The sequence below is a fragment of the Caulobacter sp. LjRoot300 genome (assembly GCF_964253875.1).
Lineage (GTDB): Bacteria > Pseudomonadota > Alphaproteobacteria > Caulobacterales > Caulobacteraceae > Caulobacter.
In genome coordinates this window covers 497,692-524,625 of the sequence record NZ_CAXUSA020000001.1, presented here as the reverse complement: position 1 = coordinate 524,625, position 26,934 = coordinate 497,692, and the positions used below count along the sequence as shown (strand labels likewise).

The 26,934-nt window shown below is 68.1% G+C and carries 15 protein-coding genes; 9 read left to right on the top strand and 6 right to left on the bottom strand.

The genetic code is table 11. The features are described 5' to 3' along the window. The first annotated feature begins 12 nt into the window (after positions 1 to 12). The gene (locus ACSQ2G_RS02455) at positions 13 to 1,464 is read left to right on the top strand and encodes an amino acid permease (RefSeq protein ID WP_436027977.1); all 1,452 of its coding nucleotides are present in this window, start codon (positions 13 to 15) and stop codon (positions 1,462 to 1,464) included. A 68-nt stretch (positions 1,465 to 1,532) separates the two neighbouring features. On the opposite strand, the gene rhaT is transcribed toward ACSQ2G_RS02455, so the two are convergent. Together rhaT and ACSQ2G_RS02445 are read right to left on the bottom strand one after the other, a co-directional pair. Beyond that, on the bottom strand, positions 1,533 to 2,627 hold the full coding sequence (gene rhaT / locus ACSQ2G_RS02450; protein WP_436027975.1) for an L-rhamnose/proton symporter RhaT: 1,095 nt from the start codon (positions 2,625 to 2,627) through the stop codon (positions 1,533 to 1,535). Positions 2,628 to 2,724: 97 nt separating this feature from the next. Continuing rightward, entirely contained in the window at positions 2,725 to 3,486 is a 762-nt protein-coding gene (locus ACSQ2G_RS02445; protein WP_436027973.1) for an SDR family NAD(P)-dependent oxidoreductase, read from the bottom strand. A gap of 218 nt (positions 3,487 to 3,704) precedes the next feature. Between ACSQ2G_RS02445 and ACSQ2G_RS02440 the strand changes: the two genes are divergently transcribed. Both ACSQ2G_RS02440 and ACSQ2G_RS02435 read left to right on the top strand, forming a co-directional pair. Continuing rightward, complete coding sequence (locus ACSQ2G_RS02440; RefSeq protein ID WP_436027972.1) at positions 3,705 to 5,966, top strand: hypothetical protein; 2,262 nt, start codon at positions 3,705 to 3,707, stop codon at positions 5,964 to 5,966. Positions 5,967 to 6,271: 305 nt separating this feature from the next. Then, positions 6,272 to 7,486 carry a hypothetical protein gene (locus tag ACSQ2G_RS02435; RefSeq protein ID WP_436027970.1) on the top strand — a complete coding sequence of 405 codons (1,215 nt, stop codon included), beginning with the start codon at positions 6,272 to 6,274 and terminating at the stop codon, positions 7,484 to 7,486. An 83-nt stretch (positions 7,487 to 7,569) separates the two neighbouring features. Here the strand turns inward: ACSQ2G_RS02435 and ACSQ2G_RS02430 are convergent, their stop codons facing one another. Next, positions 7,570 to 8,967, bottom strand: a complete 1,398-nt coding sequence (locus tag ACSQ2G_RS02430) for a pectate lyase family protein (RefSeq protein WP_436027968.1) — start codon at positions 8,965 to 8,967, stop codon at positions 7,570 to 7,572. A 226-nt stretch (positions 8,968 to 9,193) separates the two neighbouring features. On the opposite strand from ACSQ2G_RS02430, the gene ACSQ2G_RS02425 reads away from it, so the two are divergent. The 3 genes from ACSQ2G_RS02425 to ACSQ2G_RS02415 all read left to right on the top strand — a co-directional run bounded on the left by ACSQ2G_RS02425 (position 9,194) and on the right by ACSQ2G_RS02415 (position 14,025). After that, positions 9,194 to 11,905, top strand: coding sequence for a TonB-dependent receptor (locus ACSQ2G_RS02425; RefSeq protein WP_436027966.1), 2,712 nt, complete (start codon positions 9,194 to 9,196; stop codon positions 11,903 to 11,905). Positions 11,906 to 11,999: 94 nt separating this feature from the next. Further along, positions 12,000 to 13,379 carry an oligogalacturonate lyase family protein gene (locus tag ACSQ2G_RS02420; protein WP_436027965.1) on the top strand — a complete coding sequence of 460 codons (1,380 nt, stop codon included), beginning with the start codon at positions 12,000 to 12,002 and terminating at the stop codon, positions 13,377 to 13,379. A 382-nt stretch (positions 13,380 to 13,761) separates the two neighbouring features. Next, positions 13,762 to 14,025, top strand: a complete 264-nt coding sequence (locus ACSQ2G_RS02415; RefSeq protein WP_436027963.1) for a hypothetical protein — start codon at positions 13,762 to 13,764, stop codon at positions 14,023 to 14,025. A 679-nt stretch (positions 14,026 to 14,704) separates the two neighbouring features. On the opposite strand, the gene ACSQ2G_RS02410 is transcribed toward ACSQ2G_RS02415, so the two are convergent. From ACSQ2G_RS02410 to ACSQ2G_RS02400, 3 genes are all read right to left on the bottom strand, one after another. Continuing rightward, a complete protein-coding gene (locus ACSQ2G_RS02410) occupies positions 14,705 to 16,084 on the bottom strand; it encodes a glycoside hydrolase family 28 protein (protein WP_436027961.1) in 1,380 nt (459 codons plus the stop codon). A 152-nt stretch (positions 16,085 to 16,236) separates the two neighbouring features. Next, positions 16,237 to 19,446, bottom strand: a complete 3,210-nt coding sequence (locus ACSQ2G_RS02405; RefSeq protein WP_436027959.1) for a family 78 glycoside hydrolase catalytic domain — start codon at positions 19,444 to 19,446, stop codon at positions 16,237 to 16,239. 3 nt (positions 19,447 to 19,449) lie between these two features. Then, entirely contained in the window at positions 19,450 to 21,714 is a 2,265-nt protein-coding gene (locus ACSQ2G_RS02400) for a glycoside hydrolase family 88 protein (protein WP_436027957.1), read from the bottom strand. 249 nt (positions 21,715 to 21,963) lie between these two features. Between ACSQ2G_RS02400 and ACSQ2G_RS02395 the strand changes: the two genes are divergently transcribed. Genes ACSQ2G_RS02395 through ACSQ2G_RS02385 form a run of 3 tightly spaced genes read left to right on the top strand, consistent with a single transcriptional unit; the run spans position 21,964 to position 26,798 of the window. After that, positions 21,964 to 24,921: a TonB-dependent receptor gene (locus ACSQ2G_RS02395; RefSeq protein ID WP_436027955.1), complete on the top strand. Its 2,958-nt coding sequence runs from the start codon at positions 21,964 to 21,966 to the stop codon at positions 24,919 to 24,921. A 54-nt stretch (positions 24,922 to 24,975) separates the two neighbouring features. Beyond that, positions 24,976 to 26,088, top strand: a complete 1,113-nt coding sequence (locus tag ACSQ2G_RS02390; RefSeq protein WP_436027953.1) for a pectinesterase family protein — start codon at positions 24,976 to 24,978, stop codon at positions 26,086 to 26,088. 2 nt (positions 26,089 to 26,090) lie between these two features. Continuing rightward, on the top strand, positions 26,091 to 26,798 hold the full coding sequence (locus tag ACSQ2G_RS02385) for a LamG domain-containing protein (protein ID WP_436027951.1): 708 nt from the start codon (positions 26,091 to 26,093) through the stop codon (positions 26,796 to 26,798). The last annotated feature ends 136 nt before the right edge of the window (positions 26,799 to 26,934 follow it).

Here is a 26,934-nt window from a genome sequence, read left to right as displayed (position 1 = left end):
GGGGGTAATCGCATGAACTTCTGGACCCGCCGCAAGGCGCTCGACGCGATCGTCTCGGTGGAGGCCGACCGTCGGCTGAAGCCGACCCTGTCGTGGCCGCACCTGCTGGCCCTGGGCATCGGCGCCATCATCGGCACGGGCATCTACACCTTGACCGGCATCGGCGCCGAGCGGGCCGGCCCGGCGGTGATCCTGGCCTTCGCCGCCTGCGGCGTCCTGTGCGTGTTCGCGGCCCTGGCCTATGCCGAGGTCGCGACCCTGATCCCCGCCGCCGGCAGCGCCTATACCTACGCCTATGCCGTGCTCGGCGAGGGCCTGGCCTGGATCGTCGGCTGGAGCCTGGTGCTGGAATACGCCGTCACCTGCGCGGCCGTGGCCGTCGGCTGGTCGGGCTACATGGTCGGCCTGCTCAAGAGCGTCGGGATCAATCTGCCGCCCGAAATCCTGGCGGGCCCGCACGCCGGCGGGATCATCAACCTGCCGGCCGTGCTGATCACCGTCGCCGTCACCGCCCTGCTGGCCAAGGGCGCGCGCGAGAGCGCCACGCTCAACATCGGCCTGGTGGTGATCAAGATCGTCGCCCTGGCGGTGTTCGTCGGCCTGACCTTCACGGTCATCAAGGGCCACAACTTCACGCCGTTCATGCCCTATGGTTTCGCCGCCCACACCGAGGCGGGCCATCCGCGCGGCGTGATGGCCGCCGCCGCCATCGTGTTCTTCGCTTTCTTCGGTTTCGACGCGGTCTCGACCTCGGCCGAGGAGGTCAAGAACCCCAAGCGCGACCTGACCATCGGCATCATCGGCTCGATGGTGATCTGCACGGCGATCTACATGCTGGTCGCCGCCTGCGCGGTTGGGGCCTGGCCCTATGCCGAGTTCGCCCGGTCGAGCGAGCCGCTGGCCTTCATCCTGCGCGGCCTGGGCCATCCCGCCGCCGCCTTCGGCATCGCCGCCGCGGCCATCATCGCCCTGCCCAGCGTCATCCTGGTGATGATGTTCGGCCAGACGCGGGTGTTCTTCGTCATGGCGCGCGACGGCCTGCTGCCGCGCGGCATGGGCCGGTTGCATCCCAAGAGCGGCGCGCCCGTCACCCTGACCCTGATCACCGGCGCCGTCGTGGCGGCGGTCGGCGGGTTCCTGCCGCTGGACCAGATCGCCGAGCTATCCAACGCCGGCACGCTGCTGGCCTTCATCTGCGTGGCGGTGTGCCTGATGGTGCTGCGCGTGCGCCGGCCGGACCTGCCACGACTGTTCCGTTGCCCGGCGGCCTGGGTCGTCGGCCCGCTGGCGGTGGTCGGCTGCCTCTATTTCATGATCAGCCTGCCGTCCGCGACCCTGATCCGGTTCGTGATCTGGAACGTGATCGGTCTGGTCGTCTATCTGGCCTATAGCCGCCGCACCAGCCTGCTGGCGCGCGGCGTCGACGTCGCTCCGGTGCGCGAGGCCAGCGCGATCGTCGACTGACGGCCTGCGTAAACGAAACCGGCCCGCGCCTCAAAGGCGCGGGCCGGTCGTTCTTCGATCCGCCGAGCTCAGGCGCCCAGTCGGTTGCCATAGCCGATGATCACGGTCGCTCCGACCAGCAGAGCGACGCCGGTCCAGACCATGGCCTTGACCCTGGGCCGGGCGTCCTTCCATTCGCGGAAGGCGAAGCCCCACAGGGTGCCGAAGATGATGATCGAGGCCATGTGCAGGGTCCAGCTGGAGAAGCCGAACCGGCCCATCTGGCTTTCGCCCATGGTGTAGAAGAAGAACTGGAAGTACCAGGCGGTGCCGGCCACGGCGCACAGCAGGTAGTTGGCCAGCAGGGGCGAGCGCTTCAGGGTCGCCGTCCGAGGCTTGTCGGCCGCCTCGGCCAGGCTGGCGGCGCCCAGCCATTGGCCGGCGCTGCGGTTCCTGAAGATCAGCCAGGCGCACCACAGGCCGTTGGTGATCAGGCCGCCGAACATCACCAGGCACAGGGTCGGCAGGCCGGTCCACAGCGGGCCGGTGCCGGCCGCGGCCGACAGGACCTTGACCGGCTCGCCGGCCGAGAGGCCGAAGGCGAAGCAGGCCGACATGATCCCCGAGAACACCGCCACGGCGATGCCCTTCTTGAAGTCGAACTCGGCGACAGCCTTCTTCTTCTGCTCCGGCGACAGGTCGCCGTCCTTCTTGGCGCCGGCCCAGGCGACGACGACGATGCCGGCCAGGGTGACGATCAGGCCCAGCAGGATGATCCGGCCCGAAGGGGTGGCCAAAAGCTTGTCGGCGAAGTCGCCCTGCACTAGCGGCGGGATCAGGGTGCCGAACACCGTGCACAGGCCCAGCACCACGGCCATGCCCAGCGACAGGCCCAGATAACGCATGGTCAGGCCGTAGGTCAGGCCGCCGAAGCCCCAGAGCACGCCGAACAGGATGCACAGGCCCGCGACCTTGGGTGGAACCTGGGCCATCACGCCCATCAGGTTTTCGGTCTGTATGGACGCGAACAGCCAGGGCGCCAGCAGCCAGGAGAAGAGGCCGCCCGTCAGCCAGAAGATCTCCCACGACCAGCGGCGCACGCCGCGATAGGGCACGTAGAAGCTGGCCGACGACAGGCCGCCCAGCCAGTGGAAGAGGACGCCGAGCAGGGGATTGGGGGTCATGCGCGGGATCCCTTCGCGGTTCGCGTCCGGCGGATCGGCTGATCGCCCATGGTGTCGTCTCCCTTTTGGATCGCCTGGTCTTCCAGGTCGCGACCGGTCAGAACGTGGTGCGGCCGCCGGAGGTGTCGAAGGTGGCGCCGGTGGTGAAGCTGCATTCCTCGGACGCCATGAAGCAGACCATGGCCGCGCTCTCGTGGATTTCGCCGAGGCGACCCATGGGGATCTTGCCCTTCATGTACGCGACCTGGCTGGGCGGCAGCTGCTCCAGGATCGGGCTTTCGAAGGTGGCCGGGGTCAGGCTGTTGGCGATCACGCCCTGGGTGGCCAGTTCCTTGCCCAGCGACTTGGTCAGGCCGATCACCGCGGCCTTCGACGCCGAATAGGCGCCGGCGTTGGGGTTGCCTTCCTTGCCGGCCACCGAGGCGACGTTGACGATCCGGCCATAGCCGTTGGCCAGCATGAACGGGACCACGGCCTTGCAGCAGTAGAAGACGCCGTTGACGTTGATGTCGAAGACCCGCTTCCAGCTGTCGGTGGGGTAGTCGTGGACCGGAGCCGTGGCGCCGGTGATGCCGGCCGAGGCGACCAGGATGTCGATGCGGCCCAGCGCTTCGTTGGCGGCGTGACCGGCGGCCAGGACGGCGGCTTCGTCGGAGACGTCCAGGGCGACCGTGTGCAGAGCCCCGACCTCGGCGGCGGCGGCTTTCAGGCCCTCGGCGTCCAGGTCCCACAGGCTGACCTGGCCGCCCTCGGCGACGATCCGCGCGGCCACGGCCTTGCCCAGGCCCGAGGCCCCGCCGGTGACCACCGCCGCGCGGCCGGAGAAGCGGCCAAGATAGGGATTGGCGTAGGCGCTCACGCGACGCTCGATCCGGCCATGACGATGATTCCCCCGACGCTGAACGCCCGTCCAGGCACAAGAAGGCTTGCGGTGGACTTTCACAATATGAGAAACATTCCTACAGAATGGAACCATGAGCGTCAATCGAGCGCGCGAACCGAACCGTCCGGCCGACGCGCTGGAGCGGCGTTCGGGTCGGCGCCGATGGTCTCCGCTTTCAGTTTGGGAGAGAAACGATGCGACGCGCGCTACTGGCCGGCCTGGCTGTCCTGGCCCTGGGCGGCCCCGTACTGGCCCAGCCGATCGACCGCCACGCCTTGGTCAGCCGTCACGACATCCGGCTGACCAGGGTCGATCCCTCCGCGCCGCTGATGGTCGGCAACGGCCAGATCGGCTTCACGGCCGACATCACCGGCCTGCAGACCTTTCCAGAGGCCTATTCCAAGATCGCGCCGCTGCTGACCGAGGCCCAGTGGGCCTGGCATAGCTTTCCCAATCCCGACGGCTACACCTATGCCGACGGGACCACGCCGATCGACGTGCGCGGGACGAAACAGCCCTACGCCTACATGAAGGACTGGAACGAGGCCGCGACCCGGCCGGCCCTGGCCTGGTTGCGGGAGAATCCGCACCGCTTCTCGCTGGGCCGCGTGGCGCTGGACCTGCGCTCGAAGGCCGGCCAGCCGGCGCGGTTCGAGGACATCACCCAGACGAGGCAGGACCTGAACCTTTGGACCGGCGTGCTAACCAGCAAGTTCGTCTATGACGGCGAGGCGGTGACGGTGCGCACCCGCGTGCATCCGACGCTGGACATGATCGTGGTCGATGTCGATTCGGCCCTGGTGTCGCAGGGGCGGCTGGGCTTGTCGGTGAAGTTCCCCGGTGTCTCGAAGTCGCTCAATCCCGATCCGTCCGACTGGTCCAATCCTGGCGGCCACGAGACCAAGGTGACGGGGGAGGGGAGCAAGACGCTGAGCCTCGCCCGCCAGATCGACCAGACCCGTTATTTCGCGGCGCTGCAGGCCGACCAGGCCGTCAGTTTCACGCCCGACGGGCCGCACGGGTTCAAGGTCGCGCCTCGGGCCAAGAGCACGACTCTGGGCCTGGAGGTCGCCTTTTCCCGCGCCGCCCTGCCGGCCTTGCCGGCGCTGGCGACGGCCGACCAGGCCGTGCGCGACCACTGGAAGGTCTACTGGACGCAAGGGGCGGCGGTCGACTTCAGCGGCAGCACCGATCCCCGCGCGGCCGAACTGGAGCGCCGGGTGGTGCTATCGCAGTACCTGATGGCCCTGAACGCCGCCGGCGAGGTCCCGCCGCAGGAGGAGGGATTGTTCTCCAACAGCTGGAACGGCAAGTTCCATCTCGAGATGCACCCCTGGCACGCTGGGCATTTCGCGCTGTGGAACCGGCCCGAATATCTGGAGCGCAGCCTGCCCTGGTACCTGGGCCACCTGAAAGAAGCCCAGGCTCGCGCCGCCAGCCATGGCCTGAAGGGCGCATGGTGGCCCAAGATGGTCGGGCCCGACGGGGTGGACAGTCCCAGCAAGGTCTCGCCGTTCATCATGTGGCAGCAGCCGCACCCGATCTGGATGTCCGAGCTGGTCTGGCGCGACAAGCCGACCAAGGCGACCCTGGCCCGGTACGGCGAACTGGTCGAGCAGTCGGCCGACCTGCTGGCCAGCTTCCCGCACCGCGACGACAAGGGCCGCTTCGTGCTGGGCCCGCCGATCATCCCGGTGCAGGAGAACTACGACCCCCTGACCACCTTCAACCCCGCCTTCGAGCTGGAATACTACCGCTGGGGGCTGGAGACGGCCCAGGCTTGGCGCGAGCGTCGAGGCCTGGCGCGCAAGCCTGAATGGGACGCGGTGATCAAGGGCCTGGCGCCCCTGGCCACCAAGGACGGCCTCTACCTGCCGACCGAGTCGACGCCCGACTTCTGGGACGTGGCCAAAAGCGCCGAATGCTCGCGCCACGCGGTTGAGGAAAAGTGCCTGAACCGCGACCACCCCTCGTTCCTGATGGCCTATGGCCTGCTGCCGGGAAAGGGCGTCGACAAGGAGACCATGCGGCGCACCCTGCGGGCCGTCGAAAGCGACTGGGACCTGCGCCAGACCTGGGGCTGGGACTATCCGATGGTGGCCATGACCGCGGCGCGCCTGGGCGAGCCGGACAAGGCGGTTGACTGGCTGTTCTTCGACGCCAAGAACAACAAGTTCGGCGTCAGCGGCATGACGCCGCGCGTGCACCTGGACGCCCATGCCCAGGCCTTCGTGCCGACGTCGGCGGGAGCCGGCGCGCCGGCGGGCGCTCCCGTTGGGCAGGACGGACCGGGCTATTTGCGGGCGGCCGAGACCTATTTCCCGTCCAACGGTTCGCTGCTGGCGGCCGTGGCGATGATGGCCGGCGGCTGGGACGGCTCGACCGGACCGGCGCCGGGCTTTCCCAAGAACGGCAAGTGGAGGGTGCGGGCCGAGGGCTTCAAACCTCTGCCGTGAGGTGCGGCGCGGCCGAGAACCTCCCACAAAGTTCGTCATGCCCGAGCCGCCGATTGTACGCTCGGAGCCAGCTGTCGCCCGCTCGAATGCGGGCGTTCCGAAAGGCTGAGAAGGGCGGGAAGCATCCTCAAGGTGTTTGCTGATCGTTAACGAACCTTAAGTATCGCGCCCAAGCCGCTCGTGCTTAGGCTGATCAAATGGTTACACGGCGTGATTTCTCCCTTCTGCTATCCGGCGGCCTGGCGGCTCCGGCAGCGCTGGCGGCGGCCCCGGTCCCCGCACTCCGCCGCGCGGAGGCTCGTCGATTGCAAAAGTACGCCGAGACGACCCACCCGCGCGGTTGGGAAGCCGCCGTGGATCCGGCGTGGCGGTCCGGTTGGGACAGGCTCGCGGCCGAAGCGGATGACCTGACGACGGAGGCCTGGGTCATGGGCCTCATGGCTCGGTTGGCTTGGTTCCGCGACGGACACACGACCATCTACACGCACATGGTCAAGTTCCCGGGCTTCGACCTCGACCTGCCGATCACAGCCAGCCCCTTCTTCGACGGCCTCTACGTCACCGCCGCCAAGGCGGAGGGCGCGGCGTTGCTGGGCGGCCGGATCGTGCGGGTCGACGGGGTCGCCGTCGAGCAGGTCCTGCGCGCCTTCGCAGCCGTATGGCCTGCCAACAACGCGGCCGGGGCCTATCACCACGCCGGCCTCGCCCTGAAGCCCGCGGTCCTGCGAGGGGCGCGACTGGCCGGGCCGGCGGCCGCGTCAGCGCCGGTCACCCTCGAAGCGGAGGTCGAGGGGGCCGTCGTCAAGGTCGCGCTGACGCCGCGTCCGGATGGCGGCGATGCGCTGGTCGCACTTTCACGCAAGCTCTGGCCGGTCGAGACCTGGCGGCCGGGCGCCCAGGCCAACTTCGTCCATGCAGACGGCAAGGTGCTGGTCATCGCCTTCGATCGCCTGAGCGACAAGCGCGACTCGATCTTGGCTTTCGTGCGCGACGCCTTTGCGGCGATGGAAACCCCTGAGATCGAACGTGTCGTGCTGGACCTGCGCCGTAACGACGGCGGCAACAACTTCATGGGCGAGGGCCTGAGGCGGCGCCTCGAGCGGTCCCGGTTCAACCGGCCGGGCGGCCTTTACGTGCTCACCAGCGGGAAGACCTTTTCCGCAGCCCAGAACCTGACCTCGCGGATTGAGCGGGAGACCTGGGCGGTATTCGTGGGCGAACCCAGCGGCGGCGCGCCCAACCACTACGGCGACGCCATGCCGTTCCAGGCGGACGGGTTCCCGGCCTATGTCTCGACCCTCCCCTGGTTCGACTCCGACCCCTTGGACAAGCGCATCTGGACCATGCCCGACGTCCTGGTCCCGCTCCGATTCGCGGACTGGGCTGCCGGCCGGGATGCGGCGATGGAGGCCGCATTCGCCCATGTCGACAACCGGACGCTTGATGACCTGAGCGAGGCGCGCACCCTGTATTCCGACCGCCCCAGCCAGAAGACTGAGTGGAAGCCATTCTGGATATGAACCTCAGGCCCTTGTGGGTCACGACCCGGAGCGGACCTTGTGTTCGTCGTAAGGCTAAGCGATCCGCGCTCTGAGCCTTGGCCCTACTTCACCAGTCCGTTCACGTACTCCTCGATGTTGGTGTAGCCGTCGCCGTCGCGGTCCTTGGCGGCGTCGGACGGATCCCTGGGATTTAGCTTGCGGGCCTTCTCCCAGGCGTCGGGCATGCCGTCGCCGTCGCCGTCCTTGGGCGCGGCGGTCGAGGACGCCGTGAACCAGCCGCCGACCTCCTTCTGGCTGTTGATGATCTTGCCGGTGCGGTCGCGCACGCTCTTGACCACCCGGGCGTCGATCGGGTCGCGGGCCTTGGAGGCGCCAGCCTTGTCCAGCACCAGGCGATAGGCCACGTCGGCGGGCTGGGTCGCGACCGGTCCGAACGGGAAGGGCTGGTCGACGACGTGTTCGCCCGGCGCCGCGGTCGAGGCCAGGACCAGGCTCGCCTGGTCGGCCACCAGCTTGCCGTCCATCCAATTGCCCGAGAAGTAGGTCTTGCCGCTCTTGTTGCGGATGTAGAGGGCCAGCGGGCCGCCGGTGTTGGCGCCCTGGATGTAGGAGTTGTTGACGAAGTTGGAGCGGGTGTTGGCGTTGGTGTTGAGGTCCTCGCCCGCCGCGAACCGCGAGGCGTTGTCGGGACGGCCGTAGAACGGGTCCATGGCGTAGCCGCGGCTGACGCCCGGCTCCCAGTTGTAGAAGTCCGTCGTGGCGCCCTGGCCCCAGTTGTAGAAAACGTTGTCGCGGAAATCGAGGACGATGCCCTCGGCGTCGTCCTTGGCTCCGGCGTAGTTGCCGATGCGCGGCATCCGGGCCTCGTGGTGGGCCCACAGATTGTGGTGGAAGCTGTACTTGGCGCCGTAGGAGCCCTGGATCAGGCTGCCATAGCCGTGCTCGCCCTTCTCGTGGATCGAGTGGTTCAGGCTTTCGGAAATCAGCGACCACTGCACGGTGACATTGGTCAGGCGCTTGACCTCGGGCGTGACCTTCTGGGTCACCGATAGGCTCTCGTCGATCGACCAGCCCGACGAGATGTGGTCGAGGATGATGTCCGAGCCGCCGCCGATCGAGATCGAATCATATTCCTTGCCGGCCTCGTCGCCGACCCGCGAGCGCAGGTAGCGGACGATCACGTGGTTGGCGTGGATCAGGAACTGGCCATCGCGCAGGGTGATCCCGTAGCCCGGGGCGGTCTGGCCGGCGATGGTGATGAAGTCGTTGGCGATCTTCAGGTCGCTCTTCAGGCGGATCACGCCGCCGACATCGAACACCACGATGCGCGGTCCCTCGGCCTCGACCGCGGCGCGCAGCGAGCCGGGACCGGCGTCGTTCAGATTGGTCACCTTGATCACGCGACCGCCGCGACCGCCCTTCGAGAATTGGCCGAAACCCTCCGCGCCCGGAAAAGCGGTCATGTCGGATGTGGGGGCGGCGAGGGCGGTGGACGTCATCAAACTTAGAATAAGTCCAGAAAATACAAAGGCTTTCATTTGTCGCATGATTGCGGTCTCGCTCCCACTTAGTTGTCCGGACGCTGCATCCTGCGTCGAATTGGTAATACCAGAGTTGCAGACTTTCGCTGGATGTTGCAAGGTGTGGAAAGTGGTTCCACATTTTGAGAGTTGTGGTTCCAACCAAGACACCGGTGTCAAACCGGTTTGTACGGGGAGAAACCGCATGATCTCGACCACCCTGAAAATCCGTCTGCTGGCCTCCGGCGCCTCCGCCTTCGCCCTGGCCATGGCCAGCGCGGCCATCGCCCAGACCTCGCCAGCGCCGCAAGGCGCGCCCCCGGCCGCCCCCGCCGCCGACGAGGCCTCGCAGGTCGAGGAGCTGGTGGTGACCGGCTTCCGCAGCAGCCTCAGCAAGGCCCTCGACCTCAAGCGCGACAGCATCGGCGCGGTCGACGCCATCATGGCCGAGGACATCGCGGCCTTCCCGGACCAGAACCTGGCCGAGGCCATCCAGCGCCTGCCCGGCGTCACCATCGACCGGGTCGGCGGCGAGGGCCACCAGATCACGGTGCGCGGCCTGAACGCCGACTTCACCCGCGTGCGCATCAACGGCGTCGACGCCATCGCCACCGGCGGCGGCAACCGCAGCCGCGGCTTCGACTTCAACGTCTTCGCCTCGGAACTCTTCAACAGCATCACCGTGCGCAAGACCCAGTCCGCCGACACGCCGGAAGGCTCGCTGGGCGCGACGGTCGACCTGCAGACCGGCCGCCCGTTCGACTACACGGGCTTCAAGGCGGCCGGCTCGGCCGAGGGCAGCCTCAACAGCATCACCGATCGCATCCTGCCGCGCGTGGCGGGCCTAGTCAGCTGGGCCAACGAGGACCAGACCTTCGGCGTGTTGGCCTCGGTGGCCTATTCCAAGCGCCAGCCGGTGGCCGAAGGCTTCAACACCACCCGCTGGCAGGGTCGTGACGCCACCGACAACTTCGCCGGCTGCACGATCTGCACCAGCCCGGCCGAGCTGGCCAAGGTGCAGAACGCCTTCTATCCGCGCATCCCGCGCTACACCGCCTCGAAGATCGACTCCGAGCGCCTGGGCCTGACCTTCTCGACCCAGTGGCAGCCGTCGGACAAGACCCGGTTCGACCTGGACGTCCTGTACTCGGACCTGGACCAGTTCACCGAGAGCCCCAACCTCGAAGCCATCTCGTTCAGCCGCTCCAACGCCGCCGGCGTGGGCAGCACGATCGTCCGCGACTATGCGCTCAACGACCGCAACACCTTCACCTATGGCGTGTTCGACAAGGTCGACGTTCGCTCGGAGAACGGCATCCAGCGCGACCACACCAAGTTCACCCAGGTGAGCCTGGCCGGAAAGCACGAGTTCAGCGACCGCCTGCGGGTCAAGGGTCGGATCGGCGTGGCCAACTCCGCCTATTCGATGCCCGAGCAGATCTCGTTCCAGCTCGATCGCAACGACGTCAACGGCTACACCTACGACGCCCGCGCCAACGACCGCACGCCGATCATCAACTACGGCTTCGACGTCACCAATCCGGCGCTGTTCACCCTGACCGAGATGCGCTCGCGCGAGAGCACGGCGCTGAACATCGTGCGCACCGCGACCGGCGAGGTGGAGTACGACGTCGACGAATACCTGACCCTGCGCGGCGGCATCAACGCCCAGCAGTACGTGGTCAAGTATCGCGACAAGAGCCGCAACCAGACCCTGACCGGCGCCAACCAGGTGGTCGGCGTCGGCGCCTTCGCCAAGGTCGTCCGCTTCGGCCGCGACTTCCCGTTCCCGGGCGGCGACCGCTCGTACGTGGTGGCCGACATCGACAAGGCCCTGGCCTACACCAAGCTGCTCAGCTACCCGCTGATCGTCCAGTCCGGCGACACCCGTGACGTGGCCGAGGACGACCTCAGCGGCTTTGGCCAGGCGATCGTCAACGCCACGGTGCTGGGCGGCATGCCGCTGAAGGCCGACTTCGGCGCCCGGGTGGCCCGGACCAAGCTGGTGTCGAAGGGCTTCGTCAACACCACCTACATCACCGCCAAGAACGACTACACCGACGTGCTGCCGTCGATGAACCTGTCGCTGGAGCCGACCGACGGCGTGATGCTGCGCCTGGGCGTCGCCAAGGTCATGGCCCGTCCCACCCTGGGCAGCCTGACGCCGGGCGGCTCGGTCAGCGCCACCACCCGCACGGTCAATTTCGGCAATCCCGACCTGGAGCCGTTCCGCGCCACCAACTACGACCTGGCGGCCGAATGGTACTTCGCGCCGGAATCCCTGGTCTCGGTGGCGGTGTTCTACAAGAAGATCGACAGCTTCATCGCCAGCAAGACGACCCAGGCCGTCTACAGCTCGCTGAACCTGCCCACCAGCCTGATCACCAGCGCGGGCGCCGTGCCCAGCGACATCTTCGACGTCACCACCCCCTACAACGGCACGGGGGGCACCCTGAAGGGCGTCGAGCTGCAATATCAGCAGCCCTTCACCTTCCTGCCCGAGGCCCTGAAGGGCTTCGGCTTCATCGGCAACTTCACCTATGTCGACTCGAACGTGAACTACGGCACCCAGGCCGCGCCGAACTACAACAAGCTGACCGGCCAGTCGAAGACCACGGCCAACGCCACGCTCTACTTCGAGCGCGACAAGCTCAGCGCCCGCGTCTCGGCCGCCAAGCGCTCGGGCTTCCTGACCGGCTATCCGGGCTCGAACGGCAACAGCGAGGGCGGCACCCACGGCAGCACCTATTACGACTTCTCCACCAGCTACAAGATCCGCGACAACCTCACGGTCACGCTGGAGGGCATCAACCTGTCGGACGAATACACCGACGCCTATGTCGACGTGGCCGACCGCGTGAACGACTACCGCCACACCGGCCGCGAGATCATTCTCGGCGTCCGCTGGACCTACTGAGGAAGTCTTCCCCCCACTTCCTCGTTTGGCCTGGGGCGGATTGACCTCCGCTCCAGGTCCTTTTCTTTCGGCCCAGTTTCTCGGGAGCAGCTTCATGTCGAACGCGACCATCTCGGCCCATCGCCGCCAGTTCCTCGGCGGTGGCGTTCTGGCCCTGGCGACCGCCATGGCCACGCTGGGCCAGGCGCTGAGCCAGGCCGCGCCGGCCGCGCCCTCCGCCGCCGAGCCGCCGCGCGACTGGTTCGACCCGAAGACCGGCCACCGCATCGTGCGGCTGTCCAACGAGCCGGGCACGCAGAACCTCTATTTCCACCAGAACGGCTATACGCCGCAGGGCGACAAGCTGGTGCTCAAGAGCGCCGGCGGCATCTGGCTGTGCGACCTGAAGACCTTCAAGCTGACCCTGCTGGTCAAGGGGCCCGACGCCGACCTGCTGTTCACCACCCGCCATTCGCGTGAGGTGCTCTATTCGGTCACCGCGCCCAAGATGGCCGACGGGAGCGAGGGCCTGGCGACCGACCGGCCCAAGACCATCTACGCCATCGACGTCGATACGAAGAAGACCCGCAAGATCGCCCAGATCCCGGCCGGGGCGATCAATTCGATCAGCGCCGACGGGACCCTGCTGCTGGGCTCGGTGGCCTACGGCGCCAAGCCGCTGCAGCCCAAGACCGAGGACGACCGCAAGCGCTTCGGCCAGGCCGAGTACGCGGCCCTCGGGCCGGACGGCAAGCCGCTGTCCTTCGCCAAGGCCAAGGGCGTGCGGATGACTGAGCGGTTCGAGACCGACGTGCCGGCCGAGATCTTCACCATCGACCTGAAGACCGGCGCGCGCACGGTGATCCACAAGTCCGTCCGCTGGCTGGGCCACGCCCAGTTCTCGCCGACCGATCCCGCCCTGGTGATGTTCTGCCACGAGGGGCCCTGGCACCGGGTCGACCGCATCTGGACGATCCGCACCGACGGCACGGGCCTGACCAAGATCCACACCCGGACCATGAACTTCGAGATCGCCGGCCACGAGTTCTTCTCGGCCGACGGCCAATGGATCTGGTACGACCTGCAGACCCCGCGCGGTCAGGTGTTCTGGATCGCCGGGCACGAGATCGCCACCGGCAGGAAGCTCTATCGCCGGGTCGAGCAGAACGAGTGGTCGGTGCACTACAACGTCGCCCGGGACGGTCAGCTGTTCGCCGGCGACGGCGGCGACGAGGACATGGTCGCCCACGCCAAGGACGGCAAGTGGATCTACGCCTTCCGCCCCGAGACCATCCGCGACGCGGCGACCCAGTACTACACCGAGGACCTGATCACGGTGGAGAAGATGGCCAGCGAGAAGCTGGTCGACATGTCGGCCCACGACTACCGCCTCGAGCCGAACCTGACGTTCACGCCCGACCAGAAATGGATCGTGTTCACCTCCAACATGCACGGCGCCAACCACGTCTATGCCGTGCAGGTCGCCAAGGCCTGACCCCGTCCAGCGTCACCATTCCCGCCACGAGGGCCGGTGTCACCCGAGACCGACAATCACTCGCGGTGGCGATCTGAAGGTCAGCTTGTCGGCGGGACGATGATGGTGAATTTCGACCCGTTGCTGACTTCTCAAGCGCCTTGCGTCCTTCGAGGCGCGCTCAGGAGCGCGCACCTCAGGATGAGGAATTCAGCACAACGCTCCTCATCCTGAGGCGCCCGCGCAGCGGGCCTCGAAGGACGCACGACCTGTCTGAAATCGCGCCTGGAGCGCCGTCGCCAAGGTCAACTTTCTGGTAGTGCCCCCAGAGGCGCTTTCGACCCACTGCGGACCTTAACCAGCCTCACATTGACGGCTGATCGGAAGCGCAGTCTGTGGAGGCATGAAAAAGTCCTTCGTACTTGTCGCCCCGTTCGCGAGCCTCATTCTCACGGCTTGTTTTGTAGGCGACGAGAACGCGGGGAAGTGGGCAAGTCGGCGCGAGATCGTCGATGCGGCAGCGCGGTGCGGTGTTCCCAACTTCCGCCCGACGAAGGCCGGCGCTGCGTGGGCGGCCTATGTAGAAGGCGAGGACCCGGATCGCGGGCCGAAGGGAAATTGCATCTACGCGGACCTCAAACGCCAAGGGAAAATGGCAACGAGATAAGGTCCGCTAACCACCCCTTGCGGACCATCGGCATGTCCGCTGGCTGCACCGGCGACTGGGTTTGCCGGCGACGGCGCATCCTCGTGGTTTCCGGGCGGGAATGACGACGGCTATGGGGATAGACGGCGCTCTATCCCCGTCGTCGGCGCTACGAACCTCAACGATCTCAACGCCCTAAAAAATAATCAGCGTCACCAGTCCTCGGACCTGAAACCTCCCGCACAATCATCGCTGTCTCCATCGCGGGGGAGGGCTCTTGGTACCGGCCCAAGCAGGCGATGGAGATGGAACCGAGCGGGGCCGCCTGGGCCTGGCGATCGGACCGCGGCGGGCGGCGGGGCTCAGAAGGCTCCAAGGCTGGTCGGGGACGATGGCGGGACAGGCGGGTCGACGGGGCCGGGAGGTTCGAACCGGCCTGTTCGAGGATCAGTCGGAGTCGCCGACGGCCCCTTCCGGGCGACTTTGATCCTGCCCGCCTGAGGGGAAACGTCGATCGGGATGAAACAAGCCCTCAATCGCCGTCCCTCGAGACAAACGGTTCCGCGGAGCGGTCAGGTCTAGCCGAAACGCAAACTTTAAACCCACGGTCATCCGGGCCAGGCCCGGACCGCTCCGCGCCTCCCCATCCACTCGCCAGCGAAAGCCTGAGGTCGAAGAGCCGTGTCCGCCAAGAGCGGTCTCAGGCCGCCGGACGAGGCTCCAGCCCCACGACGCCGGACGAGTCCGCCACCTCCGGCGCCTTGCCGTCCAGGGTGTCGACCAGGGTGCGCTTGAACGTCCAGTCCTTGGCGTTGGCGATGCGGCCGCCGGCCTGGGCGTCGAGGTCCAGGTTGTCGAACGCGAAGCGCTCGAGCGGCGCCTCGGGGAAGGCGGCCACCTCGAAGGCGGTCTTGGCGCCGATCGCCGTGATGTCGCTGACCCGCACATCGCTGAGATGAGCCCGGCCGCGCTCGGGCGACACGGGCTGGGTCATCACCCGCCAGTAGTCGGGCACGCCAGTCATGCCCTCGGGGATGGTCGCGTAGCTGTAGCTGGGGTTCCAGTTCAGGTTGACGCGGAACACCGTGAACACGTCCTGCAGGCGCAGGTCGCGGATGTCGATGTCGCGGATCACCCCGCCGCGGGTGTGGGCCGACTTGAACAGGATGCCGACCGGCGTGGGGTGCATCACCGTCAGGCCCGAGACCTTGATGTCGTGGAAGCCGCCCGAGGTTTCGCTGCCGAAGGTGATCCCGGCCGAGGCGTCGCGGATCACGCAGTCGCGGATCGTGACATTGTAGGTGGGCCGCGCCACGCGCAGGCCGTCGGCGTCGCGGCCGGCCTTGAGGCACAGGGCGTCGTCGTTGCAGGCCACGTCGATCCGCTCGACCAGCACGTCGTGCGAGGAATCGATGTCGACACCGTCGGTCGACGGGCCGCGCCCGCCCTCGTTGTTGCGGATGTTCAGGTCGGCGATGTGGACGTCGTGCGAGTAGCAGACATGGACGGTCCAGAAGCCGGCGCGGCGCAGGCGCGGTCCGGCCAACTCGACCGTCTCGGAGTCGAAGATCTGGATCAGGCGCGGCCGCTTGCAGTCGTAGTCGGCGGCCCAGCGCAGGCCCTTGGGATCGTACCGGCGGCGCAGAGCCCAGTAGCTGTCCCAATAGACCTTGCCGTCGCCATCGATCGTCCCGTCGCCAACGATGCGGACGTTCTTCTGCTTGTAGACATTGATCAGGGCCGCCGGCCAGGTCAGCTCGATCCCGGCCACGCGCGTCGGCGTCTCGGGATAGTCGGCCAGGTCTTGCGAGCCGAGGATCGTCACGCCCTTGTCCAGCCGCAGGGTGACGCCGGACTTCAGGAACAGCGATCCGGTCCGATAGGCGCCGGGTTTGAAGGCGACCGCGCCGCCGGTCTTGGCCGCCTCGTCGATGGCGGCCTGGATGGCCCGGGTGTTCAGCGTCTTGCCGTCGCCGACCGCGCCGTAAGCATTGGCGTCGACCGCGCGTGAGGCGGCCAAGGCCAGGGTCGGGGCGACGGTGGAGACCAGGCCAAGCTGAAGGAGGGCGCGTCGGTGCATGTCGAGGACTTTCTAAAGACGCTTGAGCCAAAAAGGAGTGTCATCCCGGACGAGTGCGTAGCGCGAAGATCCGGGACCGCCGCAAGCGCGGCGCTCAGGCCCCGGTCCCGGATCTTCGCTGCGCTTCGTCCGGGATGACAGGCCGGGAAAAGTCATCCCTTCACCGTGAAACCGTACGCGCCGGATCCGATCTCGATCACGGCGACCTCGTCCGTTCGCTCGGCGACTCGCACTGCCCGTCCGCCCTCGCGAACGGTCGCGCCGGACGTCACGGGCAGGTGGACCCGAGCCGTCGCGTTGGCGGGCACTGTGACATCGACGGTCACACCGCCGGCGATGCGGCGCCAGGCGCAGGCGATCCGGCCCATCGTCGACTCGTAAGTCCCCGCCGCGCCAGGCAGGCGCGGATCGACCAGCGGCCGGAAGGCGATGGCCTTGAAGCCGGGTTCCAGGGCGTCGATGCCGACCACCCGCCGCAAGATGAAGCCGCACACCGCGCCGAAGGCGTAGTGGTTCAGCGAGCCGGTCACCACGCCGTCCTTCAGCCCGTCCCAGCGCTCGAACACCGTCGTCGCCCCCTGGCCCACCTGATAGCCCCACGAGGGCAGGCCGGTCTGCAGCAGCAGGCTGTAGGCCAGGTCGGCGTGGCCGTGGTCGGCCAAGGCGTCGAGGATGTAGGGCGTGCCGATGAAGCCGGTGGACAGCTTGTCGCCGCGCCGCCGGATGTCGGCCGCCAGCCGGCCGACCGAGGCGGCGCGCAGGGCGGGCGGGACCAGGCCGAAGCGCAGGGCCAGGATGTGGCTGGTCTGGCTGTCATTGCCCACGCCGCCGTCGGGCCGCACGAACTCACGGACGAAGGCCGCGCCGATCGCGGCGCGCAAGGCCTGGAGACGAGCGGCGTCGGCGGTCCGGCCAGTAGCCTCGGCCATCTGGGCCAGCAGGTCGGTGGACCAGGCCCAGTAGGCGGTCGAGACCAGGGTCTTGGGCGTGGTGACGTCGGCCCGGCTCCTGGCGTCCACCGACAGCCAGTCGCCGTAGTCCATGCCGCGGCCGTTGCGCCAGACGTGGTCGGGATTGGTCTCCAGCAGCCGGCGGCTCCAGCGGTCCATGGCCGCCCAGTTCTCGTCGATCACGGCGGTGTCGCCGTACCGTCGCCAGAGCGTCCAGGGCAGGATCACCGCCGCGTCGGCCCAGCCGGGGGTGTTCTGGCCCAGGGCCCAGAACGGCGCGGTGTCGGGCATCTCGCCGGTCGCCGACTGGCCGGCCCGGATGTCGCCCATGAACCGCCGGGTGAAGGCGTCGACGTCCATGTTGAAGGCCGCCGCGTCCCAGAAGATCTGGGCGTCGCCGGTCCAGCCCATGCGCTCGTCGCGCTGCGGGCAGTCGGTGGGGACGCCGAGGAAGTTGCCGCGCTGGCTCCACAGCGTGTTGCGCCAGATGGCCTGGATCAGCGGATGGTCGATCCGCGCCGCGCCGGTCAGGGGGGCGTCGCTGTGCAGCACCACGCCCTCGACGGCGTCGGCCGAGAACGCGCCGGGCCAGCCGGCGACCTCCACATAGCGGAAGCCGTGGAAGGTGAACCGCGGCGCGAAGGTCTCGCCGGCCGGATCGCCGCGCAGGACATAGGTGTCGGTCTGCAGGGCCCGGCGGTTGGAGGTGGTGTTCAGCGTCCCGTCCGGCCGCAGGGCCTCGGCGAAGCGCAGCGTGACGGCGGTCCCGGCCGGTCCCCTGACCTTGATCCGGCACCAGCCGCTGAAGTTCTGGCCAAAGTCGAGGATGCGCACGCCGAGCGCGGGCTCGCCGATCTTCCAGACCTTGAGGGTCTGGATCGCACGGATCGGCGGGGCGGCATGGGCGGCCAGGCGGCAGGGCGGCGTCTCGCCCAACCGCGCGGCGGACCAACCTTCGTCGTCGAAACCCGGTGCGTCCCAGCCGGCCTGTTCGAGGCGCGCGTCGTGGGTCTCGCCGTCATAGATCTCGGACAGCACGATCGGCGAGGGCGCCAGGCGCCAGCCCTGGCCGTCGGTCTGGATCCGCGTTCGCGTCCCGTCCGTGTGCTCGACATCGAGCAGGGCCGAGAACCGACGCGGCGGCGGGCCGAAGGCGTAGCGCATGTCCAGGAAGCCGAACGGGCTGGCGAACCAGCCGTCGCCGACGATCGCGCCCAGCACGTTGTCGCCCGCCCGCAGCAGGCCGGTGACGTCATAGGTCCGGTAAAGCGCACGGGTGCGGAAGTCGGTGGATTCCGGCGCCAGCACGCCGTCGTCGACCTTGCGACCGTTCAGCCGCGCCTCGTAGCCGCCCAGGGCCGTGGCGTAGAGCCGCGCTCGGGCCACGGGCTTGTCCAGCCGAAAGGCGCGGCGCAACTGCACCGCCGGTCCGGTCACCCAAGGATGGCAGGGCGGGACGACCTGCGCCGGAACGGCCCTGGGCCAGGCGGAGTCGTCATAGGTCCTTGCCTGCCAGACCTCGGGCGCATCCAGGGTCGTGCGCCAACCGTCCTTGGCGTGGACGCGGACCTCGCGGCCATCGGCCAGGGTCAGGCGCAGCATGGCCGCCAGGGCGCCGCCGATCACCGGGCGCGGCTCGTCCAGGCGCAGGCCGACCTCCGCGGCCAGCACATGCGGACCGGGCGACAGGTCGGGCAGGACGAAGCTAGGTCCTTGACCCCAGGCGGTGCGGTCGCCGGGCTGGATCAGCGCCGCGCCGTCGAGCCACAGGCCCGCCAGGCTGTCCTTGGCCGACACCGTGACTCGCGCCGCCTTCACCCCTTCGGGCAGGTCGAAACGCCAACGGAACCGGCGGGGGCCCGCGTCGTCGGTGTCGCCCCAGACCCAGTGGACGCCTTCCAGCCGTTCCTGGCGCATGGCCTCGGGTTCGGCCTCCAGCCAGCCGGCAGTCCAGTCGGCGGGGGCCAGCAGGCCCATCTCCCACCAGGCCGGGGCGCTGGGCCGCGCTGGCCGATCGCCCTGGACCCAGGCTTCGACTCGCCACCAGCAGCGCTGGCCGGAGATCAGGGGCGGACCTTCATAGGCGATGTCGAACGAACGATCCGAAGCGACCTTGCCGCTGTCCCACAGCAACGGACCGCCGACGCGCAGGGCTTCGAGACCGATCGCCACGGTCAGACGATAGGCGGTCTGACGGACGTCGCGGGCCGCGCCGGCTTCGAGAGTCCAAGAGAACCGGGGCTTTCGATTGTCCAGGCCCAACGGGTTTTCCAGGTAGTCGACACGCGGCGCCGCAACCCGGACCTGCGGCGTCGCGGCCTGGGCCGAGGTCGCCGACACGCCCGCACCCAGGCCGGCGGCCGTCAGCACCTGACGGCGGTCCAGGCCAGACTGGGAGCGAGCGGCGGCCATCGGTTATTTCGCCGGGTCGAACGACGGCTTCTGGCCCCGGACATAGACCTCCCACTCGGCGCGCGAGTGAAAGTCCAGGCCTTTGTCCCAGGCCGCGCCCATATAGTAGACGAACGGCTTGCCGGGATTGACCTTCAGCAGCACCAGCCAGTCGCTGTCGGTCTCGACCACGTCGACGATCTGCCGTGGATCCAGCAGCAGGGCCAGGCCCATGGTCCCCTTGTCCGGATCGGTGACGTCCCAGAAGGTCACGACACCCCTGGCCTTGTCGACGCTGAAGGTCCCCGGTGTCTTGGCGGTGGGCTTCTTGGTGATCCCGACCGCCACGGTCAGGGGATTTTTCCTGTCGGACTGGAAGGTCGAGACCAGGCGCGTGAAGTTCGTCCCCATCGGCAGGGTGAAGGTGCGGCTTTCCCAGACCTTGCGATCCGCCCCCGCCTGCCAAGGGGCGTAGTCGATCTTGAACGACGCGACGTCCGGCCCGTCCTTGAGGATCTTGTAGGACGTCCAGTTGCGCGACACCCACAGCTTGCCGCCGTCCCAGACGCCCAGTCCGCCCGCGCCGCGGAAGGTTCCGACATTGTAATAGTCGATGCCTTCGCCGTGATAGGCGTGCTGGTCGCCGGTCCGCAGCTGGCGGGTCATGAACGGGTAGCGGACGCTCTTGCCCCAGGCGTCGATCCCCGAGGTCGAGGGCGGCTCGGCCAGTTCCAGGGCCGGACCGTAGACCCGGTGGGCCGTACGGTCATTCTCCCACAGGATGTCGTCCAGCCGCTCGGGGGCGTAGCGGACGGTGGCGCGCGGCCTGTCCTGGCCGGCCGGCGGCGGGGCCATCCGGTAGATCATCTTCGGCGGCGTCGGCTGGCCCGGGGCGGCGGGCGGGACGGTGGCGGGCGACAGGCCCGGTCCCTCGATGGCCGGGTCGTAGGCCAGGGCGGCCACGGCCTTCATCTCGGCGGCGTGCCGGGCGGTCTCCTCGGGCGAGCCTTGCACGGTCCGGGGCAGGGCGGGCGTTGGGGTTGTGGCGACCACGAAGTCGGGCGCGTCCGGGGCGGGCTCGGCCAGGGGCAGGACGGTGGCGGGCTTGCCCAGGTTCATGACCTCAAGGCCCGCGAGGAGGAAGGCGCCCGTGCCATAGGGTCCGATGTCGCCGGGGGCGGTGGTGACCGGCTGGTCGCCGGTCTTCTGGACCGCGCCGATCATGCCGCTCGGCAGGACCTGGGCCTCCAGCGCCGCCCAGCCCTTGACCACATGGGGCAGGTAGGTCGACCGATCGAGCACGCCGTGATTGATCCCCCAGGCCAGGGCGTAGACGAAGAACGCCGAACCTGAGGTCTCGGCTTCCGGGAACTGTTCGGGCTGCATCAGGCTGGAGGCCCACAGGCCGTCGGCCCGCTGCAGGCTGGCCACCTGCTTGGCCATGGCCTGGAAGGTCGTCAGATAGCGCTGGCGCGAGCCGTAGTCGGCGGGCATGGACTCCAGAACCCTGGCCATGCCGGCCATGACCCAGCCGTTGCCGCGCGACCAGAACAGCTTGCGGCCCTTGTCGTCGCGCCGCTCGATGAAGCGCTCGTCGCGGAAGTACAGGCTCTCGTCCGGATCGTAGAGGCGGGCGAAGGTGCGCCACCACTGCTTGTCCATGGCGTCCAGATAGGTCTTGTCGCCGGTCTGGGCGCTCATCCGCGCCAGGACCGGCGGGGCCATGAACAGGGCGTCGCTCCACCACCAGACCAGGTGCTGGGGGATCGGCGTGCGGGTCAGGTGCGGGACCGACCAGTCCAGCCGCTGGCGCAGCGGCATGATCACGCCGGGCTGTCTTCGGCGGGCGTAGAGCTCTTCGTAGAGGTCGCCGATCGCCCACTCGTCGGCGTTCAGCATCAGCTTGGGCGAGCGCGAGCCGCGCAGGCCGTAGTTGAAGTGCTCGGCCGCCTCGCTGAGGAAGATAAGGGTGTCACGGTCGTTGGTGACGCGGGCCAGGCGGGCCGCGCCGACATAGTAGGTGGCCGACACCCAGTTGGACGACATCTCGCGCACCGCTCCGCCCGTCGAGACGGGGATCGGCTCGGCGCGCATGGCCTGGATCTGGGCGGCGTTGGCGCGGTTCAGGACCGTCAGCACCGCGTCGGGTGAGGGAACAGCGGCGGCCGTGGCGGTCGTCGCTGGCCTGGGCGTCACAGCGGCGGCGTGAGCGGCGAATCCCGACCCCAACGTGACGCCGGCCAAGGTCGCCGCCACTAGGCAGGCCGGGAGCGAAGGGGGCTGGAACATCACGATTTTCCTCCGCGAAACGCCACTGCAACCGGTGTCATTTTCATTATATGGGTTTCTATGCCATAAAATGGTATTTGCAAAGGCAATCAAGCTGCGTCCGGGCGCCGGGCTATCCGGCGAGGCGGAGCCTGCCGACAATCCTATCCGCCCACTCTTTCAGTCTTGAGAAAAATGGAATCCGGTCGCAACATGCGGGAACAATGATACCGGTGTCATAAAGAACACCAAACCCTGGGAGGGACGACCATGCGGAAATCATCCGGCTCCTTGCGCGCGCGCCTGTTTTGCGGTGGCGCCAGCCTTGGCCTGCTGCTGGCGATCGGCGGCGCGGCCCAGGCCCAGGCCCAGACCCCGCCGCCTCCCGCGGACGAGAGCACGGTCGAGGCCGTCGTCGTCACCGGCTTTCGCAACAGCCTGGCCCAGGCGCTGAACGTCAAGCGCACCTCGGCGGCGGCGGTCGACGCCATCTATGCCGAGGACATGGCCAAGTTCCCGGACCTGAACCTGTCCGAATCCATCCAGCGCATCCCGGGCGTGGCGATCACGCGCGACGCCGGCGAGGGGCGGCAGATCTCGGTGCGTGGCCTGGGGGCTCAGTTCACCCGCGTGCGGATCAACGGCATGGAGGCGCTGAGCACCTCCGGCGGCACCGACGCCTCGGGCGGCACGAACCGTGGCCGCTCGTTCGACTTCAACGTCTTCGCCTCGGACCTGTTCAACCGCATTACGGTGCAGAAGACCGCCTCGGCCGAGACCGAGGAAGGCTCGCTGGGCGCCACGGTCGACCTGCGCACCGCCCATCCGTTCGACAAGCGCGGCTTCAACTTCGCGCTGTCGGGCAAGGAGGGCTACAACGACCTGGCCGACAAATACAATCCGCGCGCCGCGGCCCTGATCTCCAACACCTGGCGCGACGACACCCTCGGGGCGCTGTTCTCGATCGCCTATTCCAAGCGCGAGTTGCTGGACGAGGGCACGAGCACCGTACGCTGGCAGACCGGCACGGCCGCCGCGCCCGGCTTTCGCAGCGTGAAGGGGGTGACCTGCGCGACCAACGCCGCCGCCTGCGCCGAGGCCAACGCCGCCGTCCACCCCCGCATCCCGCGCTTCGACTGGTACAAGAACAAGCAGGACCGCCTGGGCGCCACCGGCTCGCTGCAATGGGCCCCGAGCGCCAAGACGCTGTTCACGTTCGACGTGCTGTACGCCGACTTCAAGGGCGAGCGGAACGAGGACTTCCTGGAGACCTTCACGCCTCAGACCGCCGGCGCCTGCACGGCCAGTTCGCCCGCCTCGTGCGGCATCAACCAGGTCGACGTGGTGGACTACACCATCGCCACGCCGCGCACCGGCTTTCCGGTGATGACCAAGGGCACGTTCAACAACATCGACCTGAAGACCGAGCAACGCCACGACGAGCTGGAGACGGAGTTCAAGCAGTTCACCCTCGACGGCGAGCACCAACTGACCGACCGGTTCAAGATCCACGGCGTGCTGGGCTATTCCAAGTCGGAGTTCAAGAACCCGGTCCAGAACACCGTCCAGTGGGACCAGTACAACGTCCAGGGCTACAGCTACGACTACAGCCGCGGCGACGGCTATCCGACCATCACCTACGGCACGGGCGACACCGCCAACCCCGACGCCTGGACCCTGGCGGAGATCCGCATGGTCCAGGGCTTCGTCGACAACAGCTACAAGACCGCTCAGCTGGACGGCGCCTATGACTGGAACGACAACCTGAAGATCAAGGGCGGTCTGGCCTACAAGGCCTACGAGACCGACAGCGTCGCCCTGGCCCGCTCGAACGGCACCACGGCGAACGTCAATCCGGTCACCCTGGCGGCGCTGCGCAACATCCCGCGCTCATCCTACGCCCAGACCATCGACTTCTCGAGCCTGAGCCTGCCGGCCGGCAATGTCAGCTCATGGATCACGCCCGACCTGAACGCGGCGATCACCGCGCTGCACATGAACGATCCCAGCTACAACAGCGCCGTCACCACGACTCCGGGCACGGTGTGGCGCAGCCCGTTCGCCACCACCTGCTTCACCACCGGCTGCGGCATGTACAATCTGGGCGTCGAGCCCAGCCTGGGCAGCAACTACACCGTCAACGAGTGGGACACGACGGGCTATCTGCAGGGCGACTTCAACTTCAGCGCCTGGGGCGTGCCGGTGCGTGGCGACCTGGGCTTCCGCTACGTGCAGACCCGCCAGAAGTCGCTGGGCTACGGCGTGGTGCCGTCCACGGTCAGCGGCGTGAACTACCAGACGATATCGGCCTCGACCGCCACACGCAGCTACAACGACTTCCTGCCGGCCCTGAACCTGGTGATCGAGCCCGCCGAAGACTTCCTGATCCGCTTCGGCGCGGCCAAGGTCATGTCGCGGCCGAACCTCGGCTCGCTGACCCCGGGGGTCAACATCAGCACGGGCAGCACCAAGACCGTCAGCTCGGGCAACCCCTTCCTGGACCCGTATCGCGCCAAGACCTACGACCTGGCGTTCGAATGGTACTTCCAGCCCCAGGCCTTGCTGTCGGCGGCGTTCTTCTACAAGGACATCTCGACCTTCGTGCAGAACTACACCTCGGCCCTATCGACCTTCGACAAGAACCCGTTCGGCCTGCCCGACAGCGCCGCGGTCGCGGCCTGCGGCACCACGCCGGGCTGCTCGCCCGACCTGCCGGTCTGGCAGTTCAGCACCTCGATCAACACCCCCGGCGGTCCGCTGAAGGGGATCGAGCTGAACTACCAGCAGCCCTTCACCTTCCTGCCGGCCCCGTTCGACAAGTTCGGCTTCCTGGGCAACATCACGCGGGTGACGTCCGAGGTCACCTACCTGACCTCGACCGGCGCGGTGGCGGCTAAGGGCCAGCTGACCAACCTGTCGAAGACCTCGTACAACGCCACGCTCTATTACGAGGACTCCAAGTTCAGCAGCCGGGTCTCGGCGGCCTATCGCAGCAAGTACCTGACGCAGATCCCGGGGCGGAACGGCTCCGACGTCGAAGGCACCAAGGCGACGATGAACATCGACGCTTCGGCCACCTACAACTGGACCAAGAACCTGGCCTTCACCTTCGAGGCGGTGAACCTGACCAACGAGATCCAGGATCAGTACTATGACTCCAGCCAGCTGGTGTCGTTCTACCACGAGACCGGCCGCGAGTTCTTCGTCGGCTTCCGCTACACGTTCTGATGACGATCCGGGGCGCGGCTTGGTCCGCGCCCCGGCGTTCCCTGGGGATCGCCCATGTCGCTGCTTCATGATCGCAGGACCGTGCTGTCGGCCGGCGGAGCCTTCGCCGTCCTGGCCGCCGGCCCGGTCCGCGCCGCGCCGGGCTCAGCCTTCGACGCGGTGCTCGACCGTGACCGCCGCGGCCGCAACGGCGCCAGGGGGTTCCGCACTCTGGCGGCCGCGCTCGACGCCGCGCCGGCCGACGGCGAGCGCCCGTTCCGCATCCTGGTCCCGGCCGGAACCTGGCGCGAACAGGTCGCCGTGACCAAACCGAACATCCACCTGGTGGGCGAGGGGCGGGCGTCCAGCGTCATCGTTTTCGACGAATACGCCGCCGGTCGAAACCGTCCGGGCGGGCCGGCCGAGATCGCCACGGTCACGGTCGTCGCGCCGGGCTTTCGCGCCGAGCGGCTGACGATCGCCAACGACTTCGACTATCCGGGCCACATGCCGCCAGAAGTCGGCTACGACCGCACCGGCGCCAGCGGCGCCCAGGCCACGGCCCTGAAGCTGGGCAAGGGTTCGGACAAGGCCTATTTCGAGGACGTGGCCCTGACCGGCTGGCAGGACACCCTGTTCACCGACGCCGGTCGCAGCCTGTTCCGGCGCTGCTATGTCAGCGGCTGCGTCGACTTCATCTATGGCGCGGGCCGGGCGGTGTTCGACCGTTGCGAGATCCGCGCGCGCACCCGGCCGGGCAAGGATTTCCACGGCTTCATCGCCGCGCCCGACACCGACCGCCGCCAGCCGTTCGGCCTGGTGTTCCTGGACTGCCGCCTGACCCGCGACGCCGACATGCCCAACCACACCATGGCCCTGGGCCGGCCGTGGCGACACACCATGACCTTCCCCGACGGGCGGTACGGCAATCCCGACGCGGTGGGGCACGTCGCGTTCGTTCGCTGCTGGATGGACAGCCACATCGTGCCCGAGGGCTGGTACCCGATGCACTACAATCTCAAGGACGGACGCCGGACGATGCTGGAGCCCGAGGACGCCCGACTGTTCGAATACGCCAGCCGTGGACCAGGCGCGGGCAGGGCGTCCAGGCGCCGCCGGCCGCTGACAGCCGCGCAGGCGCGAGCCTATACGATCCCGACCGTGCTCGACGGCTGGACGGGGGCGTGAGCATGGCCAGCCTGCTCCGCCGCCGCGACCTCTTGCTGGGCGCCGCCGCCGGCCTGGTCGCCGGCCCGGCCGTGGCGACCGCCAAGCCGTCGGCCATCGTCTGGACGTTCGACCGGCTCGACAGCATCGGCGGCGAGGTCACCCACATCGAGGGCGCGCCGAGCGTCATCGACACGCCGCTAGGCAAGGCGGTGTTGTTCGACGGGGTCGACGATGCCCTGTTCATCGACCGCCACCCTCTGGCCGGCGCCGCGACCTTCACCTTCGAGGCCCTGATCCGGCCTGACGGCGGCGACTTCGCCCAGCGATGGTTCCACCTGGCCTCCGACGAGCCGGTCCCCGCGCCCGCCACGCCGGCCAACACCCGGTTCCTGTTCGAGCTGCGGGTGGTTGGGGGCCAGTGGTATCTCGACGCCTTCGTCAACGGACCGGGCTACAAGCAGACCCTGGTCTTTCCCGACAAGCTGTACCCGATCGGCCGCTGGCATCACGTGGCCCAGACCTATGACGGCCAGACCTATCGCGCATACGTCAATGGCCAGCTGCAGGGCGAGGCGAAGATCGCCTTCACGCCGCAAGGGCCCGGCCGGGCTTCGGTGGGCGCGCGGATGAACCGGATGAACTACTTCAAGGGCGCGATCCGCCAGGCCCGCTTCACGCCGCACGCGCTGAGTCCGGAGGCGTTCCTGAAGCTTCCTGTCCAGGTTTAGGAGGCGGGAGATCGAGCGCCGTGTCACGGCGGGTCGCAATCGCCGGCTTTGTCGGGAAAGCGTTTGCGCTGAAGGGGTCATGGGATGCGCCTTGCGTTGATGCGCGGTCCTCTCGGTGGATGACAGAAGTGCCGAG

Excerpts from the sequence above, each read along its gene's own strand:
- ACSQ2G_RS02425 (WP_436027966.1), top strand. The coding sequence starts at position 9,194 with ATGATCTCGACCACCCTGAAAATCCGTCTGCTGGCCTCCGGCGCCTCC.
- ACSQ2G_RS02385 (WP_436027951.1), top strand. The coding sequence starts at position 26,091 with ATGGCCAGCCTGCTCCGCCGCCGCGACCTCTTGCTGGGCGCCGCCGCC.
- ACSQ2G_RS02415 (WP_436027963.1), top strand. The coding sequence starts at position 13,762 with ATGAAAAAGTCCTTCGTACTTGTCGCCCCGTTCGCGAGCCTCATTCTC.
- ACSQ2G_RS02430 (WP_436027968.1), bottom strand. The coding sequence starts at position 8,967 with ATGACGTCCACCGCCCTCGCCGCCCCCACATCCGACATGACCGCTTTT.
- ACSQ2G_RS02405 (WP_436027959.1), bottom strand. The coding sequence starts at position 19,446 with ATGGCCGCCGCTCGCTCCCAGTCTGGCCTGGACCGCCGTCAGGTGCTG.
- rhaT (WP_436027975.1), bottom strand. The coding sequence starts at position 2,627 with ATGACCCCCAATCCCCTGCTCGGCGTCCTCTTCCACTGGCTGGGCGGC.
- ACSQ2G_RS02440 (WP_436027972.1), top strand. The coding sequence starts at position 3,705 with ATGCGACGCGCGCTACTGGCCGGCCTGGCTGTCCTGGCCCTGGGCGGC.
- ACSQ2G_RS02420 (WP_436027965.1), top strand. The coding sequence starts at position 12,000 with ATGTCGAACGCGACCATCTCGGCCCATCGCCGCCAGTTCCTCGGCGGT.
- ACSQ2G_RS02455 (WP_436027977.1), top strand. The coding sequence starts at position 13 with ATGAACTTCTGGACCCGCCGCAAGGCGCTCGACGCGATCGTCTCGGTG.
- ACSQ2G_RS02390 (WP_436027953.1), top strand. The coding sequence starts at position 24,976 with ATGTCGCTGCTTCATGATCGCAGGACCGTGCTGTCGGCCGGCGGAGCC.
- ACSQ2G_RS02395 (WP_436027955.1), top strand. The coding sequence starts at position 21,964 with ATGCGGAAATCATCCGGCTCCTTGCGCGCGCGCCTGTTTTGCGGTGGC.
- ACSQ2G_RS02400 (WP_436027957.1), bottom strand. The coding sequence starts at position 21,714 with ATGTTCCAGCCCCCTTCGCTCCCGGCCTGCCTAGTGGCGGCGACCTTG.
- ACSQ2G_RS02410 (WP_436027961.1), bottom strand. The coding sequence starts at position 16,084 with ATGCACCGACGCGCCCTCCTTCAGCTTGGCCTGGTCTCCACCGTCGCC.